Source organism: Mycobacterium sp. NGS26, from assembly GCF_059813025.1.
In genome coordinates, this window is sequence record NZ_JCALDU010000003.1 from 306,921 (window position 1) to 321,802 (window position 14,882).

The 14,882-nt window shown below is 66.5% G+C and carries 14 protein-coding genes; 7 read left to right on the forward strand and 7 right to left on the reverse strand.

Features of this window, described 5'->3' with window-relative positions:
- Positions 1–4: 4 nt before the first annotated feature.
- The 3 genes from AC5Y6X_RS12405 to AC5Y6X_RS12415 are packed head-to-tail and all read left to right on the forward strand — an operon-like array spanning position 5 to position 3,034.
- Positions 5–1,225: an acyl-CoA dehydrogenase family protein gene (locus AC5Y6X_RS12405; protein ID WP_499986723.1), complete on the forward strand. Its 1,221-nt coding sequence runs from the start codon at positions 5–7 to the stop codon at positions 1,223–1,225.
- Complete coding sequence (locus tag AC5Y6X_RS12410) at positions 1,222–2,004, forward strand: SDR family oxidoreductase (protein WP_499986724.1); 783 nt, start codon at positions 1,222–1,224, stop codon at positions 2,002–2,004. The genes AC5Y6X_RS12405 and AC5Y6X_RS12410 overlap by 4 nt, the downstream gene beginning before the upstream one ends.
- Positions 1,997–3,034: a phosphotransferase family protein gene (locus AC5Y6X_RS12415; RefSeq protein WP_499986725.1), complete on the forward strand. Its 1,038-nt coding sequence runs from the start codon at positions 1,997–1,999 to the stop codon at positions 3,032–3,034. Before AC5Y6X_RS12410 ends, AC5Y6X_RS12415 begins: the two co-directional genes overlap by 8 nt.
- A 3-nt stretch (positions 3,035–3,037) precedes the next feature.
- Here AC5Y6X_RS12415 and AC5Y6X_RS12420 read toward each other — a convergent pair whose 3' ends face one another.
- From AC5Y6X_RS12420 to AC5Y6X_RS12445, 6 genes are all read right to left on the reverse strand, one after another.
- Positions 3,038–4,330, reverse strand: coding sequence for an NAD(P)/FAD-dependent oxidoreductase (locus tag AC5Y6X_RS12420; RefSeq protein ID WP_499986727.1), 1,293 nt, complete (start codon positions 4,328–4,330; stop codon positions 3,038–3,040).
- The gene (locus tag AC5Y6X_RS12425; protein ID WP_499986728.1) at positions 4,318–5,637 is read right to left on the reverse strand and encodes a saccharopine dehydrogenase family protein; all 1,320 of its coding nucleotides are present in this window, start codon (positions 5,635–5,637) and stop codon (positions 4,318–4,320) included. The genes AC5Y6X_RS12420 and AC5Y6X_RS12425 overlap by 13 nt, the downstream gene beginning before the upstream one ends.
- A 29-nt stretch (positions 5,638–5,666) precedes the next feature.
- A complete protein-coding gene (locus AC5Y6X_RS12430; RefSeq protein WP_499986729.1) occupies positions 5,667–6,656 on the reverse strand; it encodes an alpha/beta hydrolase in 990 nt (329 codons plus the stop codon).
- Positions 6,653–8,155, reverse strand: coding sequence for a flavin-containing monooxygenase (locus AC5Y6X_RS12435; RefSeq protein ID WP_499986730.1), 1,503 nt, complete (start codon positions 8,153–8,155; stop codon positions 6,653–6,655). The genes AC5Y6X_RS12430 and AC5Y6X_RS12435 overlap by 4 nt, the downstream gene beginning before the upstream one ends.
- Before the next feature lie 354 nt (positions 8,156–8,509).
- On the reverse strand, positions 8,510–9,625 hold the full coding sequence (locus AC5Y6X_RS12440; RefSeq protein ID WP_499987041.1) for an NDMA-dependent alcohol dehydrogenase: 1,116 nt from the start codon (positions 9,623–9,625) through the stop codon (positions 8,510–8,512).
- Positions 9,626–9,781: 156 nt separating this feature from the next.
- Entirely contained in the window at positions 9,782–11,032 is a 1,251-nt protein-coding gene (locus AC5Y6X_RS12445; RefSeq protein ID WP_499986732.1) for a PucR family transcriptional regulator, read from the reverse strand.
- Positions 11,033–11,155: 123 nt separating this feature from the next.
- Between AC5Y6X_RS12445 and AC5Y6X_RS12450 the strand changes: the two genes are divergently transcribed.
- On the forward strand, positions 11,156–11,566 hold the full coding sequence (locus AC5Y6X_RS12450; RefSeq protein ID WP_499986733.1) for a TA system antitoxin ParD family protein: 411 nt from the start codon (positions 11,156–11,158) through the stop codon (positions 11,564–11,566).
- Between the two features lie 13 nt (positions 11,567–11,579).
- The gene (locus tag AC5Y6X_RS12455; protein WP_499986734.1) at positions 11,580–12,158 is read left to right on the forward strand and encodes an ATPase; all 579 of its coding nucleotides are present in this window, start codon (positions 11,580–11,582) and stop codon (positions 12,156–12,158) included.
- A gap of 15 nt (positions 12,159–12,173) precedes the next feature.
- On the opposite strand, the gene AC5Y6X_RS12460 is transcribed toward AC5Y6X_RS12455, so the two are convergent.
- Positions 12,174–12,764: a TetR/AcrR family transcriptional regulator gene (locus tag AC5Y6X_RS12460; protein WP_499986736.1), complete on the reverse strand. Its 591-nt coding sequence runs from the start codon at positions 12,762–12,764 to the stop codon at positions 12,174–12,176.
- Between the two features lie 96 nt (positions 12,765–12,860).
- Here AC5Y6X_RS12460 and AC5Y6X_RS12465 point away from each other — a divergent pair, with 96 nt between their 5' ends.
- Together AC5Y6X_RS12465 and AC5Y6X_RS12470 are read left to right on the forward strand one after the other, a co-directional pair.
- Complete coding sequence (locus AC5Y6X_RS12465) at positions 12,861–13,694, forward strand: CoA transferase (RefSeq protein WP_499986737.1); 834 nt, start codon at positions 12,861–12,863, stop codon at positions 13,692–13,694.
- Positions 13,695–13,696: 2 nt separating this feature from the next.
- Positions 13,697–14,857: an acyl-CoA dehydrogenase family protein gene (locus tag AC5Y6X_RS12470; RefSeq protein WP_499986738.1), complete on the forward strand. Its 1,161-nt coding sequence runs from the start codon at positions 13,697–13,699 to the stop codon at positions 14,855–14,857.
- The last annotated feature ends 25 nt before the right edge of the window (positions 14,858–14,882 follow it).

Below are 14,882 nucleotides of genomic sequence, written 5' to 3' on the forward strand. Positions count from 1 at the left end.
CAGCATGTCCCTGTTCGATGTTTCCGAGCGCGCCCAGCAGTATCAGTCGGCTTTGCTTGAGTTCATGGATTCCCACGTCTATCCGGCCGAGCCGGGCTACGACGAGCAGATGCGCGAATCGCGCGACCCGCACTACCATCCGCCGATTCTGGAGGAGCTCAAGGCCGAGGCGCGAAAGCGTGGGCTGTGGAACCTTTTTCACCCGCATCCCGAGTGGGGGCCGGGGCTGACCAATCTCGAATACGCGCCGCTGGCGGAGATCATGGGCCGCAGCCACCTTGCCCCCGAGGCGTGCAACTGCAGCGCCCCGGATACCGGCAACATGGAGGTGCTCACCCTCTTCGGCACCGACGAGCACAAGGAGAAGTACTTGAAGCCGTTGCTGGACGGCACGATCAGGTCCGCATTCGCGATGACCGAGCCCCAAGTAGCCAGCTCGGACGCGACGAACGTCGAGATGTCGATGGTGCGCGACGGTGACGAGTACATCCTCAACGGTCGAAAGTGGTTCGCCTCCAACGGCTTGCACCGAAACTGCGCGGTCTTGATCGTGATGGGCAAGACCGACCCGACCGCACCTGTGCACCGCCAGCAATCGATGATGGTCGTGCCGATCGACGCCCCGGGCATCACGGTGCTGCGCAACCTGCCGGTCTTCGGCTACCACGATCGCGAAGGGCACGCCGAAATCGACTTCGACAATGTACGGGTCCCCGCAAAGGATGTGCTGAAGGGCGTGGGCGAGGGCTTCGCGATCAGCCAGGCCCGGCTGGGTCCCGGTCGCATTCATCACTGCATGCGCGCGATCGGCATGGCCGAGCGGGCACTGGAGCTGATGTGCAAACGGGCCCAGTCGCGGGTCACCTTCGGCAAGCCGATCAGCGACAATGCGAATGTCCGCGACTGGATTGCCGAGTCCCGCATCGACATCGAGATGATCCGGCTGCTCACGCTCAAGGCCGCCCATCTCATGGATACGGTGGGCAACAAGGAAGCCCGCACCGAGATCGCGGCCATCAAGGTGGCCGCACCCAAGATCGCGTTGAAGGTCGTCGACCGGGCCATCCAGGTGCACGGCGGGGGCGGGGTCACCGATGACTTCCCGCTGGCGATGGCGTGGGCGCACCTGCGCACCCTGCGGTTGGCGGACGGCCCCGACGAGGTGCACAAGCGGACCATCGCGACCCAGGAGTTGCGCAAATATCGAAACGGAGCATCGGCATGACCCGCCTGGATCTGGCCGGGCGCACCGCGATCATCACGGGCGCCTCCCGAGGCATCGGTTTGGCCGCGGCGCAAGCGATTGCGGCAGCGGGCGGCAATGTCGTCTTGACCGCGCGCAGCCAGGAATCCGCGGATGCCGGCGCCAACGAGGTGGATGGCAATGCGATTGGTGTCGCTGCGCATGCCGTCGACGAGCAGGCCGCCCAGCGCTGTATCGAGGTGACGCTCGAACGGTTCGGCAGCGTCGACATCCTGGTCAACAACGCGGGCACCAACCCGTCCTTCGGCCCGGTCATCGATCAGGACCATGCCCGCTTCGCCAAGACCTTCGACGTGAACCTGTGGGCGCCGATCCTGTGGACATCCCTGGCGACGCGCGCATGGATGAGCGAGCACGGTGGCGTCGTCGTCAATATCGCTTCCATCGGGGGGATGGGTTTCGAACCCAACCTCGGGCTGTACAACGTGTCGAAGGCCGCATTGATCCACCTCACCAAGCAGCTGGCCCTCGAGCTGTCGCCCAGGGTGCGGGTCAACGCGGTCGCCCCCGGCGTGGTGCGCACGAAACTGGCCGAGGCGCTGTGGAAAAGCCAGGAGAGCCAGTTGAATTCGGCCACGGCGTTGGCGCGGATCGGTGAACCCGACGACATCGGCTCGGCCATCGCGTTCCTCGCCTCCGATGCGGCGAGCTGGGTGACGGGGGAGACGTTCGTGATCGACGGCGGACAGCGCCTCGGCGACGCCGGGCTCTTCCAGGCAGGTGCGTCCGTCCATGCCTGAGACGCGGGAGGTGGTCGGCGTCGATGCCGGCGTGGTGTCGCGCTGGCTCGCGACGCTGGGCATCGAATTCGTGGCGCCACTGCATTTTCAGCGGATCGGGCTCGGGCAATCGAACCTGACGTATCGCGTCGCCGACGCCGCGGGTCGCGCCTGGGTGCTGCGCCGCCCACCGCTGGGTGACCTGCTGGCATCGGCCCACGATGTGATGCGCGAGGCGAAAATCATTGCGGCGCTGGGCAACACCGACGTACCCGCCCCTCGAATCCTCGGTGTTACAGCGGATTCGGAATACTCCGAGGCGCCGTTGGTGTTGATGGAGTTCGTCGACGGCGTGGTCATCGACACGATGGACGTCGCCGAGGCGTTGCCACAGCACAAGCGTCGCCAGATCGCCCGGTCCCTGCCCGCCACCTTGGCGAAGATCCACGCCGTCGACCTCGCGACGGTGGGACTTGAGGATTTGGCCAGCCACAAGCCGTACGCGCAGCGCCAGCTCAGGCGGTGGGCAGGGCAATGGGAGAAGTCCAAGACCCGGGAGCTACCTGAATTGGATAAGCTCACCCGTCGGCTGACCGCCGCCGCTCCCGAGCAGCACGAAATCAGTCTGGTACATGGCGACTTTCACCTGCGCAACCTGGTCATCTCGTGGGAGACCGCCGAGGTGGCCGCCGTGCTGGACTGGGAGTTGTCCACGCTGGGTGATCCGCTCGCGGACATGGGCACCCTGCTCACCTACTGGCCAGAGCCCGGTGAAGCGACGGGCGGTGAATTCGCGCCGTCGACCCTGCCGGGCTTTCCCGATCGCGCGGAGATGGCGCGGCAGTACCTGGAAGCGACCGGCCGCGACTCGGCCACCTTGCAGTACTGGCACGCACTTGGCTTGTGGAAGCTGGCGATCATCGCCGAAGGCGTGATGCGCCGAGCGAGGGAGGAACCGCAAAACAAGGCAGCCGCGGGAACGCCCACCACCGCACGGATAGATGCGCTGGTGCACAAGGCTCGTGAAATCGCTGACGCCGCAGGGATTTAGGTGTCAGAGGCGCGCAAGGCGATCGGCCAGGCGGTCGCCGAGCCAGGCCAGCGACAGTGCCGGTGAGCTGACCAGGCTGGGCCAGAATCCGCCGCGGCTGTGCCAGATACTTGCCAGGTCCGCGGGCATGGGTTCGCCGGAGAGTCTGCCGGCGAGCATGTGGCCGACGTACTGGGCTTGCGCGAAGCCATGTCCGTTGCAGGCCAGCGAGTACAGGACGTTGGCCGAGGCCTGCCCCGCGACGGGCAGCCAGGTGGAGCTCATGCCGATCCAGCCGCCCCAGGCCCGACGCGGCGCGACATCGCGCAAGCCCGGGAAGCGTTCGCGGAAACCGCGAACAAGGTCGTCGACCACGAAAGTCGAAGGGGTCCGCGGGATCAGCGGCCCCCTCGTTGTCTCCAAGCGCCGGGTGCCGAAGACGATCGTGTTTTGCGGGGTGACGCGGTAACTCTCCAGGATCATATGTGCGGTCACCAGCGGTGCACGACTGGTCCAGCCGATAGCATCCAGGCGTTCCGGGGCGATCGGCTCGGTTTCCACGAGCGAGGTCCACACCGGGGACACCAGCCGGCGCGGCGTGATCGAGAGGTCCTTGCTGTAGGCGTTCGCGGTCAGCAGCGCCTGCCTGGCATGCACGCTGCCATCGGCCGTCACGATCGTTGCCCCGGCATTGCCGTCAGTGACGTCTCGCGCCCGAGTGTGCTCGAATACCCTCGCGCCCGAGGCGAAGACGGCACTGCGCAGCCCGAGCACATACTTCGCCGGATTCAAGGTTCCGCCGACGCCTTCTCGCATGCCTCCGAGGAACCCTTCCGGGAGGCCTGCGTCCCTTCCCTCGACAAACTCGGCCGAGGACCCCGCTTCGGTCATGATCTTCGCGTTGCGCCGCGCCTTGCGGAGTTGCACCTTCGACACCGCGGCCTGCACGATGCCGGCCTTTTCGAAGTCGCACTCGAGGGAACGCTTTTCGATGGCGTTCTGAGTGAATTCCACTGCCGCCTCGGCGAACTGGAACAGCGCACGGACCTTGCTGCGTCGGAACAACAGGACCAGCAACGCGGGGTCGGCCGCGATCGAGTTGGTCACGTAGCCCGCGTTGCGTGAGCTGGCACCCCACCCGCACGTTTCGGCTTCGAGCAGCACGACGTCGGCACCGGACTCGGCGAGCCGCAGCGCTGCCGTCATACCGCCGACGCCGCCCCCGACGACGGCGACGTCGCATGTCACGTCTTCGGCGAGCGCGGGCTCACCCGCGGTGGGCAGCTCGGCCCAACCGGTTTCCGTCAAGAGGTCCATGCATTGCTGTTCAGAGTTGGCGTCCGCGATGTCACCGCGGTGCTCGGGGTGACCACTGCCTCCACGACCTCGTGCAGTGGCGACCCGCCGGCGGCGGCGAGCGTCTCGTAAAACTTCTCCGGGGCGACCCAGTCCTCCGGCGCCAAGACCCCCGACTGCTCGCCCAGTTCGTCGAGTGCCAACACCATGAACGCCGCGGTGGCCGAACCGGTGAGCGATGCCATTGTGGTCCATACGGTGCCGGGCCCACTCACGGGCGCGCGACGCACCGAAACCACGTGCATCCCATCGCGTTTGCCGGTCACCCGCACATAGTTGGTCCCGCGGAATGGGGGGTGTTTGCGAGCTGCCGACATCGCCAGGAACTTCAGGACCTCGGCCGCGCTGACCTCACCGCGACGAATCGTGCCCCACAGCCCCGACAATGCGTGCCTCCACACCTTGGGTGAGCCGGTCTTGTCGGTCAGGAGGTCGTTGATGAAGTCGATGGCCTCGTCCATCGAGATCTTGCGTTCCTGTACGGCCACTGCGACGCCACGCATGATGCCGTTGGTGGGGGGCGGGTCGAGTGCGCCCAGCACCCGGATCCGGTCGGCGCCCGGCCAGCGCCGCGGCATCGTCACCGGCTCCGGATGCGCACACTCGTAGAGACGGTAGGAATCGCCGAGGGTGTTGCCCAGCGCGAACACATCCGTCTCAAGAAAGGTCTGATGAGTCACCGAGCGGCCGTGCTCCCACGTCTGACACGGTCCGGCAAAACCCCGGATCGCGTGGTCGAGTACCGCCCGCCCGAACGCGACCGGCCCCTCGTCACCGGTCACCCAGCACACATCGATGCGTTCGACGGTGTCCATGTCGCGGGCCGCGTCGGCCGCCATCACATTGGTGAACCCGGGCGACGCGCCACAGCCGATGAAGATCGGCACGCCAGCGTCCTTCGCCTGCGCGTCGAGCTCCATCGCCGCGCGGGTGCTTGCCTCGTCATCATCGAGGTCGAGATACGGCACCCTCTTTTCGATACACGCCTGCATCACCGGTTCCGCGGTGCGGATGTAGGGCCCGGCGCCCAGCACGACAAGTGCGGCACCCTCGATCGCGTTGCGAAGAGCGGCCTCGTCGAAGAGGTCAAATGATCCGACGGTCGCGGACCCGGCGGGCAACGTCTTGACCAGGCCGTCGAGGGCCTCTGGCCGGATGTCGTACAACTCCAGCTTCCAGGCCACATCTCCGGCGGCCTTCGCGAAACGCTCGATCGCGACGCGAGACATCTCGCCGGCCGCCCCGATGAAGACAATTCTCTTAGTCATGTCGTGTCCTCTGCTTTTGTTGATTTCGGCTAGGAAGCGAGCCACGGCAACTTCACAACCCCATGGCCGGCCCGCATTCGCTCGGCGGCAGACCGGAGGTGAACGTCGGCTGCCCGTGCGGGATCGAGGACGCGGGTGAGGAATTCGAGTTGGTCGGCCAGCGCCTGTTTTTGCCACGGAACTTGGAAGACGTCCAGGTGGTCGATGGGGTATTCGCGCAGCTGTGCCCAATATCCGGCCTTCTTGGCGGCGCGGCGCGCCGCACTCGGGGGCACGACGGCGTCGTTGGTGCCGACCTGCATGAGCATCGGGCAGCCCAGGCGGCTCGCAAAGGTGGTGGGACGGTTCGCTGCCACCTGGAGCGCATGGCGGGCGCAGACCTCGTTGCGCGCGGTCGGGCCGGCCATCGCGTAGTAGGCCTCTTCGAGGCCCGGGGCGGTGATGATCGCCGTCGATCCGGGCTGTCCGACCACGGGCACGACATGCGGCGAACGCTTGGTGAGGGCTCTGGCCATGTCGCGCAATGCGTGTCCGGTCAGCCGCGCCAGGAGACCGCTTTCTCCCCGGCGCACCATCCGCGCCAGCGTGGCCCGCCCGTCGGCGGCGGGATTCATCGAAACGATCGCTGCGACACGTGGATCCTGAGCGGCGACCGCGATGACATGCCCACCGGCATACGAGAATCCCCACAACGCGATCCGGTCCCGATCGACGCCGGGTAGGTGGCGGGCCGCCGCGATGGCCGCGTGGTAGTCCTGCCGCTGACGGCGGACCGAAACATCCTGGCGGGGCATGCCTTCGGAGTCGCCGAAGCCGCGGTAGTCGAACACGAACGCGTCGATACCGGCGTCGGCGAACGGCTCGGCGAAGTCCAGCAGCCCGCTGTCGCGGGTGCCGCCGAAGCCGTGCGCCATGACCACGCACGGCCGGCCGGCCGCGTCGGCGAGTGCGTCGGTGCTGGCCGGGACATGCCAGGCGGCGCAGCTGACGCCGCGGCTGGGGAAGGTGAGTTCTTTCATGTGCGCACCAGAGCCGGCTTGGCGGGAGTGAATTTCAGCGCGTCGTCCTCGACCGGGCCGTCGCGCAGGCGTTCGGCATCCATTTCATAGGCGTGCTTGAACGCCCACGGCCCGCTGGTGCCTCCGCGCGGAAACTTCGCGATCGCCCGCTGGACATAGCCCGAACTCATGTCCATCGCCGGCACCCGCTCCATGTCCGGGTCGTCGAGCACCGGTTCGACGGTGCCGTAACCGTGGGCGTCCATGTAGTCGAGCAGGCGGCAGAAGTGCTCGCAGACCAGATCCACCTTGAGCGTCCAGGAGATGTTGGTGTAGCCGACGGCGAACGCCAGGTTGGGCACACCGGAGAGCATCATCGCCTTGTAGATTGTCGTGTCCGGCAGATACACCGGCCGTCCGTCGACGCTGAGCTGGATCTTGCCGAACGGCACCATGTTGAGCCCGGTTGCCGTCACGATGATGTCGGCAACCAACTCCTGGCCCGACTCCAGCAGGATGCCGGTCTTGGTGAACCGTGCGATCCGATCGGTCACCACCGAGGCCTTCCCGGACGAGATCGCCTTGAACAGATCGCCATTGGGCACCATGCACAGCCGCTGGTCCCACGGGTCGTAGCGCGGGGTGAAGTGGGTGTCGACGTCGAAGTGCTTGGGCAGCTGCCGGCGCACGTTGGCGATCAGCAGCCTGCGCATCAGCTTCGGAGCGCGCTTGCAGGCCTTGTACATGCCGCGGCCCATCGCGATGTTCTTGCGCCGGACAATCTTGTACGCGCGGTCATGGCCGAGCAGCTTGTTCAGCGTGTTGGCGAGCGGGTCCTCGGCCGGAATCGAGAACACGTAGCTCGGCGAGCGTTGCAGCATCGTGATGTGGTCCGCCTTGTCGGCCATCGACGGGATCAGCGTGACCGCGGTGGCGCCGCTGCCGATCACGACGACGCGCTTGCCGGTGTAGTCCAGGTCCGCCGGCCAGTGCTGGGGGTGGATCAGCTGGCCCGCGAAGTCATCGACACCGCTGAACTCCGGCGCAAAACCCGCATCGTGGTCGTAGTAGCCGGTACCCAGGAACAGGAAGCGGGCGGTGAAAGTCGTTGTCTCACCGGTGCTGGCGTGGTCGGCGGTGACCGTCCAGCGCCCCTGCTGCGAATCGAACTCCGCGCCGCGCACCCGATAGCCAAACCGGATGTGCTCGCCCAGACCGTTTTCTGTGACTGTCTGCTGCAGATAGTCCAGGATGATGTGCCCGTCGGCGATCGACTTGCGGTGTGTCCAAGGCTTGAAGCTGTAGCCGAACGTGGGCATATCCGAATCCGACCGAATGCCCGGGTACTGGAACAAATTCCACGTGCCGCCGATCGAGTCGTGGGCCTCTAAGACCACAAACGACGTGTTTGGCCGGCGGGTCTTGAGGTGATAGGCCGCGCCGATACCCGAAATCCCGGCGCCCACGATAAGGACGTCGAAATCGGTGGTCTGCGTCTGGTTGGTGGTCGTGATCGTCACGGGCGTCTCCTGGCCACGGTGGGGGCTGCGATGTGTTGTCACGGTATCCCCGCAACCAGGCCCTTCGACATGTCTGCTCGCCTTGCGTTAGCGCCAAAATATGTGTGACGGCACACTCGATCGCTGAGCCCCGCCGGCCCTCACTAAGTTGACGGCGACTGCGCCGCGATGTGCTCGCGCAGCCAGTGCGGCCATGGTCGCTTCGCGAAAGACTTGCTGTCCACGCAGACGTGAACCATCACGCACTCTGCAATCAATTCGTCACCGCGCAGGATCGTGTATTCGCTTCGCAGCGACGTGGGTCCGCCAGAAAATACGCTCGGCCCGATCTTCGATCAACGGGCGCCGAACATGTTATGCGCCCCCGTGGATCACGATCCCGCGAATGTTCTTGCCGTCGCGCAGATCCTGATATCCCTGGTTGACGTCCTCGAGGCGGTAGCGGGTTGTCACCAGTTCATCGAGTTTGAGCTGTCCGGCGTCGTAGAGGCGGAGCAGCCGCACAATGTCGTACTGCGGATTGGCGGAACCGAACAACGTGCCCTTGATGGTCTTCCCCATGAGCGTCATCATCATGCCGGACACGTGGATTGTCAGCTTTTCCGGGTTGGCGAGGCCGGTGACAACCACGACACCGCCCTTGCCGACGATGTCGAACGCCGCCGAGACGACTTCTTCGTCCACGATGCCGACGGTCACGAGCGCCTGGTCGGCGCCTTGGCCCCAGGACAGCTCGTTCACCTTTTCCACCGCCTCGGCCGCGCTGGAGAAAGCGTGTGTCGCACCGAATTTCAGGGCCGTCTCGCGCTTGAAGGCGATCGGATCGACCACCACGATGGACTTTGCGCCAGCGTGCACGGCACCTTGCACGGCGTTGATGCCGATGCCGCCAATGCCGTAGATGACGGTGATATCACCCGCACGTACATTCCCGGCGTAGGTGGCGCTGCCCCAGCCGGTCGGCACCCCGCATCCGACCAGGACCGCGGTTTCCAACGGCAGCCAGTCATCGATCTTGACCACCGAGTGCTCGGAGATGGTGGCGCGCTCGGAGAAGGTGCCAAGCATGCACATGGCGCCGAAATCTTGTCCGGCGCCGTGGAATCGGAAGCTGCCGTCGGGCATGAATCCGTCGAGGATCGTCGCACCCATGTCGCAGAGGTTCTGCCGGCCGGTGGAACAGTAACGGCAGTGCCCGCAGCTGGGAATGAAGCTGCACACCACGTGATCGCCCGGCTTGACCTTGGTGACGCCGGGACCGACCTCCTCGATGATGCCGGAACCCTCGTGGCCGCCGACGATCGGATACCGCGGCGGCAGGTCGCCATCGGTGAGATGCAGATCGGAATGGCACAACCCGGCCGCGACATAACGGATCAGTACCTCGCCCGGGCCGGGACCGTCGAGATCGAGTTCCATGATCTCGAACGGCTTTCCAGCATCCAGTAACACGGCTGCGGTGGTCTTCATCGGATTCTCCTCAGAGGGCGACGTTGACGGACTTGGTCTGGGGCCCCTGGCGCGGGAGGGCGAGGTTGTGATGCGGTTCACGGTAGCGGTGTAGCCAGGCGCGCGACATGTCTGCCGGCATTGTCTCGGCGCCAAAATATGTGCGCGAGCACACGTCTACCGGGTGAGCACCCGCGGGCCGAGGTAATGCGCCAGCTCGAGAGCGAGCTCGACCGCCAAGCGACGCTCCCCTGGAGCGTGCCCGAGGAGTTCGGTGGCGCGCGCGACGCGTTGGAGGACGGTGTTGCGGTGGGTGTGGAGGCGCGCGGCTGCTTGGGGTGCGTTGTTGGCTTCGTCGAGGAAGACACGCACTGTCTCGCGGAGGCGCGCCGCGCTCGGTGTGTCGGCGCTGAGCGGGCCCAATGTTGTGGCGACGAACTCGGCGGCGCGGTCGAGATCTTGCGCGGCAAGCGTGGTCACCTCGAGCTCGTGGTAGAGCGCGAGCCGCTCGCCGCCTGCGTGTCCGGCGAGCATCCGCTGGACGGCTAGTGCGCCGTCGTGGGATCGCCGGAAGCCGGTGATGCCGGATTCGGTCGGGCCCACGGCAACACAGATGTTGGGCTGCGCTTGCCCAATCGCGTCGCGCAGCGTGCTAGGCGTCACGCCACCGTCGGTGCCGATCCACGCCCACAGCGTCGACGTTCCCGCGGGAACCGTGAGCGGTTGGCGGGCGCCGACGGCCCGCGCCAGCAGGGCAGCCGCCGATTCCAGTGCGCCCTGGACATCGCCGGGTGGTTCGGCCCAGAGCACGAGCGCCGTGTGGCGGCGGTCCAGGTCGTAGCCGAGCCGTTCGCTTGCTCTTCGGCTCTCGATGGGGGCACCGTCGAGGATCAGACGGATCGTCTCGGTCCGTCGCGCAAGGGCGCCACCGAGGACTCGCTCGCGCTCGCGATGCGCCTCCTCGAGAACGCGGCCGAGCACCCGGTCGGCGTAGTCGAACACCAGTTGCGAGGAGACCTCGAGGAACTCCACGAGCTCGGGACCCGGCGGGACCACGCGCGCTGCCATTGCCATCCAGCGTCGCCAGGCGATGTGCGTTCCGCGGCGGTAGGCCTGGATGATGACGTTGAACTCGATTCCTCGACGGGCGACCGTTCGGGCGGCGTCCAGCGCCTCGGGTGGCACGTCGACGTCGACCAAAACGGGTCTGTCCTCGGTGCGCGCGCACACGGTGAGGAAGCGCCGGACGACGGCGCGGTTGCTCGCCGACGTATCCGCCAGGATCGCGGCGTCCGCGCCGAGCTCCGGTGAGAGCTCCACCTCGGCGGCATCCATCTGGTCGCCGACCTCGTCGAGCTCGGCGAGCATCGCCGCGGCGACCTTGGCGATGCACTCGTCGATCGCGGGTGTGACGGTTTCACCGTCCATGAACGGCAGTGTGCCACTGCACGAATATCACGCCAAGTGTGGGCACGCTGCCCATTCGCACCACACCCACCATCCGTAGCTAAGTGCTACGCTTGTTGCAGATTGCTACAGGATCGAGGAGCGATGGCCGATACCGCCGACCGAGTCACCCGGTTTGCCGCCGACCTGTTCGACAGCGCCGCGGCCGAGGGCGCACGGCAGAGCCGCTCGGCCAAGCAGCAACTCGATCACTGGGCCCGGGTGGGCCGCGCCGTGTCGAGTCAGCACACCGCTGCACGTCGACGGGTCGAAGCAGCGCTGGCCGGGGAAGTGGAATTGCGCGACCTCAGCGTCGAGGAAGGCGTCGTCTTCAACGCCGAGATCGCCGCGGCGATCCAAGAGAACCTGGCGGAGTCAAACTACGGCGAGCTGCTGGCCAAGCGCGGCATCACGACCGTGGCCCTCAACGAGGCCGGCGAGATCGTCGAGCACCGCCCCGACGGCACTTCGGTGGTGGTGACGGCCAAACGCCGACCCACACGACGCAAAAAGTGAGCCCCGCGGCCCGATGAACCGGCTCGACCTGGTCGTCGGACCCAACGGAGCCGGCAAGTCGACATTCATCGAGCTCACTCTCGCCCCGCTGCTGCCGAAAATCGTCGTCGTCAACGCCGACGAGATCGCCAAACATCGCTGGCCCGCCGACCCGGAGGCCCACGCGTACGACACCGCCCGGGTAGCCGCCGACACCAGGACCAGGCTGATCGAACTGCGCCGATCGTTCGTCGCCGAGACCGTGTTTTCGCGCCCTTCCAAACTCGAGCTGATCGACGCCGCACACGCGGTGAGCTACACGGTGATCCTGCACGTGCTGCTCATCCCCGAAGAGTTGGCCGTGCAGCGCGTCAAACACAGGGTCGACGCCGGCGGACACACCGTCCCCGAGGAGAAGATTCGTCAACGCTACCAACGCCTTTGGCCACTCGTCGCAACCGCGATCGCCCGCTGCGACACCGCCACCGTGTTCGACAACAGCGCGCTCAAAGGTCCTCGTGTCGTCGCGCAACTGAGCAGCGGCCACGTCGTCGGCGCACCCACCTGGCCGACGTGGACACCGCACGTGTTGTCCTCGCACTGGCCGCCATAGGGGACTCAGCCGGTGTCAGTCGGCGACGCGGATGACCAGGCGGGGCAGCTTCTCGCCTTTGGATGCCGCCCGTTCCCACACCGCCTCGAGCATCGGCTGAAGCAGCAGTTCGCCGAACTGCCGCAGCAGAACCGTGACGATCTGATGCGATTCCGGTCGCGCCGTCGACGCCAGGCCCGCGTCGCGCAGCATGCCGATCTCGCTGCGGGTGAAGTCGACGATGGCGTGGAGCAGTTGCTGCTGGTTGTCCGACGGTTCGAGCATCACGCGCCGGAGGTAGTTGACCACCGGCGGATTCTCCGCGAGCATGCGCCGGACCGCGTCATCGCGCGCCGCCGCCACGTCCTCCGGCGTCCCGTCCGTCGGCACCGCGGCGACGGTCTGGGCGAAGTAGTCGACGACCAACTGGTCCACCGCGCGGCGCAGTCCGGCCTTGGTCTTGAAGTGGTGTTGCACCAAACCCAGCGTGACCCCCGCAGCGGCGGCGACCGCGCGCAGCGACGTGCGTTGTTCGCCGTCGCGGGCGTAGAGATCCAACGCCGCGTTGCGGATTCGGGCCTTGGCCGTCAGATCGTCATCGCTGGCCCGCGGGTTGACCGTCACCACGCTCGACGCACCTCCTAACGTGCGGCAATTGTAGCGCGGGTAACCCAACAGCCGTTACGTTTGACCTAATACCAATACAACTGTATTGTCGATCCTATGAACGCCGCGAAGGTGCAGCCGCTGCGCGAGGTCAGCGTCGTGTCGCTGGCGGTCAACCTGCCGGGGCCGTTGGCGGCCGCGCGGTTGGCCGAGCTGGGCGCGTCGGTCACCAAGGTGGAACCGCCGTCGGGCGACCCACTGGCCGCCGCCGCGCCGGATTGGTATGAGCGGTTGATCGACGGCCAGGCGGTCGTGACGCTGGATCTCAAGGATGCCGGTGACCGCGCCAAGCTCGACGAGCTGCTGGCGGACGCCGACCTCCTGATCACGTCGATGCGGCCCTCGGCGTTGGCGAGGCTGGGGCTCGCCCGGCCGCAAGAGCGGTTCCCGAATTTGTCGCTGGTGGAAATCGTCGGTTACGACGGCGATTCGGCGGAAGCGCCCGGTCATGACCTCAACTACCAGGCGGCCCACGGGACGCTGACCCCCCCGCACATGCCCAAGGTGCCGATCGCGGACGCACTGGGCGCCGAGCGGGCGGCGTCGACCGCGCTCGCGGCATTGGTCGCTCGGGCGAGAACCGGTGCGGGACAGGCGTATCGGGTGTCCCTGGCGGAGGCGGCCGCCCGCGCCGGCGACGCCGTGCGGTACCGGCTGCTGGGCGACGGCGCCGTATTGGGCGGAGCGTTTCCCGGCTACGGGATCTACCGGGCCGCCGACGGTTATGTCGCGCTGGGGGCGATCGAGCCGCACTTCTACCAGCGCACGATCCAGGTTTTCCAGACCGACGGGTCCCATGAGGGACTTAGCGGCGCCTTCGCCGGGCGGACCGCCGCCGAGCTGGAAGCCGTTGCCGCGCAAGCCGACATCCCGCTGAACCGAGTGAGGTAGCCATGTCCGAACTGTTTCCCGACTATCGCGCGAGCTGGGAGACCGACGCGCATCGTGAGCTGCGGTCCCATGTCGCGGAGTTCCTGCGCAAGGAGGCGACTCCGAACCAGGAGCGCTGGGCCAAACAGCACCAGGTCGATCGCGAGTATTGGAACAAGCTCGGCGACGCCGGCCTGCTCGGCCTGGACCTGCCCGAGGAGTACGGCGGTGCGAACGGTGACTTCGGCTACTCGGCGGTCGTCGCCGAGGAACTTTCGATGGCACACGACACCGCGTCCGGGTGGGTGGTGCACTCGCCGATCGTGGCTCACTACATCAACACCTACGGCGACGAGCAGCAGAAGAAACGGTGGATGCCGGGCATCATCAGCGGAGAGCTCGTGCTCGCCATCGCGATGACCGAGCCCGGCACGGGCTCCGACCTGCAGGCGGTGCGCACCACCGCGGTGCGCGACGGCGACGAGTACGTCGTCAACGGGTCGAAGACCTTTATTTCCAACGGAACCCATTGCGACCTGTTGGTCATCGTCGCGAAGACCGATCCTGCAGAGGGCGCGGCGGGGGTGTCGCTGATCGTCGCCGAGGTCGACGACCTACCCGGCTTCGAGCGTGGGCGCCTGCTGGAGAAGGTCGGCCAGCACGGCCAGGACACCCGCGAGCTGTTCTTCTCCGACATGCGAGTCCCCGCGGCCAATCTGCTCGGCGCGCGGGAGGGTCTCGGCTTCTACCAGCTGATGGAACAACTCGCTCGGGAACGCCTGATCATCGCCTCGCTGTGCGCGGGCATGGCCGAAGCCGCCGTGCTGGAGGCGATCCGCTATACCAAGGAGCGCGAGGCCTTCGGCCGGCCGCTGATCAAGTTCCAGCACAACAAGTTCGAGCTGGCCGAGCTCAAGGCGGAGGTGCTGTCGATCAAGACCACGGTCGACTACTGCGTGCAGCAATACATCGACGGTCACAACGACCCGGCGACCGCCTCGATCGCCAAGCTGATCGCCGCCGACAAGGGCGTGGCGGTCGTCGACCGGTGCGTGCAGTTCTTCGGGGGCTACGGCTACATGATGGAGTACCCCATCGCCCGCGCCTATGCCGCCGCCCGCGTCAACAAGATCTACGGCGGCACCAGCGAAATCATGAAGGAAATCATCAGTCGCTCGCTGTAGCGCGCGTCCCCAGACGGAAAGGGAG

Excerpts from the sequence above, each read along its gene's own strand:
- AC5Y6X_RS12405 (WP_499986723.1), top strand. The coding sequence starts at position 5 with ATGTCCCTGTTCGATGTTTCCGAGCGCGCCCAGCAGTATCAGTCGGCT.
- AC5Y6X_RS12410 (WP_499986724.1), top strand. The coding sequence starts at position 1,222 with ATGACCCGCCTGGATCTGGCCGGGCGCACCGCGATCATCACGGGCGCC.
- AC5Y6X_RS12415 (WP_499986725.1), top strand. The coding sequence starts at position 1,997 with ATGCCTGAGACGCGGGAGGTGGTCGGCGTCGATGCCGGCGTGGTGTCG.
- AC5Y6X_RS12420 (WP_499986727.1), bottom strand. The coding sequence starts at position 4,330 with ATGGACCTCTTGACGGAAACCGGTTGGGCCGAGCTGCCCACCGCGGGT.
- AC5Y6X_RS12425 (WP_499986728.1), bottom strand. The coding sequence starts at position 5,637 with ATGACTAAGAGAATTGTCTTCATCGGGGCGGCCGGCGAGATGTCTCGC.
- AC5Y6X_RS12430 (WP_499986729.1), bottom strand. The coding sequence starts at position 6,656 with ATGAAAGAACTCACCTTCCCCAGCCGCGGCGTCAGCTGCGCCGCCTGG.
- AC5Y6X_RS12440 (WP_499987041.1), bottom strand. The coding sequence starts at position 9,625 with ATGAAGACCACCGCAGCCGTGTTACTGGATGCTGGAAAGCCGTTCGAG.
- AC5Y6X_RS12445 (WP_499986732.1), bottom strand. The coding sequence starts at position 11,032 with ATGGACGGTGAAACCGTCACACCCGCGATCGACGAGTGCATCGCCAAG.
- AC5Y6X_RS12450 (WP_499986733.1), top strand. The coding sequence starts at position 11,156 with ATGGCCGATACCGCCGACCGAGTCACCCGGTTTGCCGCCGACCTGTTC.
- AC5Y6X_RS12455 (WP_499986734.1), top strand. The coding sequence starts at position 11,580 with ATGAACCGGCTCGACCTGGTCGTCGGACCCAACGGAGCCGGCAAGTCG.
- AC5Y6X_RS12465 (WP_499986737.1), top strand. The coding sequence starts at position 12,861 with ATGAACGCCGCGAAGGTGCAGCCGCTGCGCGAGGTCAGCGTCGTGTCG.
- AC5Y6X_RS12470 (WP_499986738.1), top strand. The coding sequence starts at position 13,697 with ATGTCCGAACTGTTTCCCGACTATCGCGCGAGCTGGGAGACCGACGCG.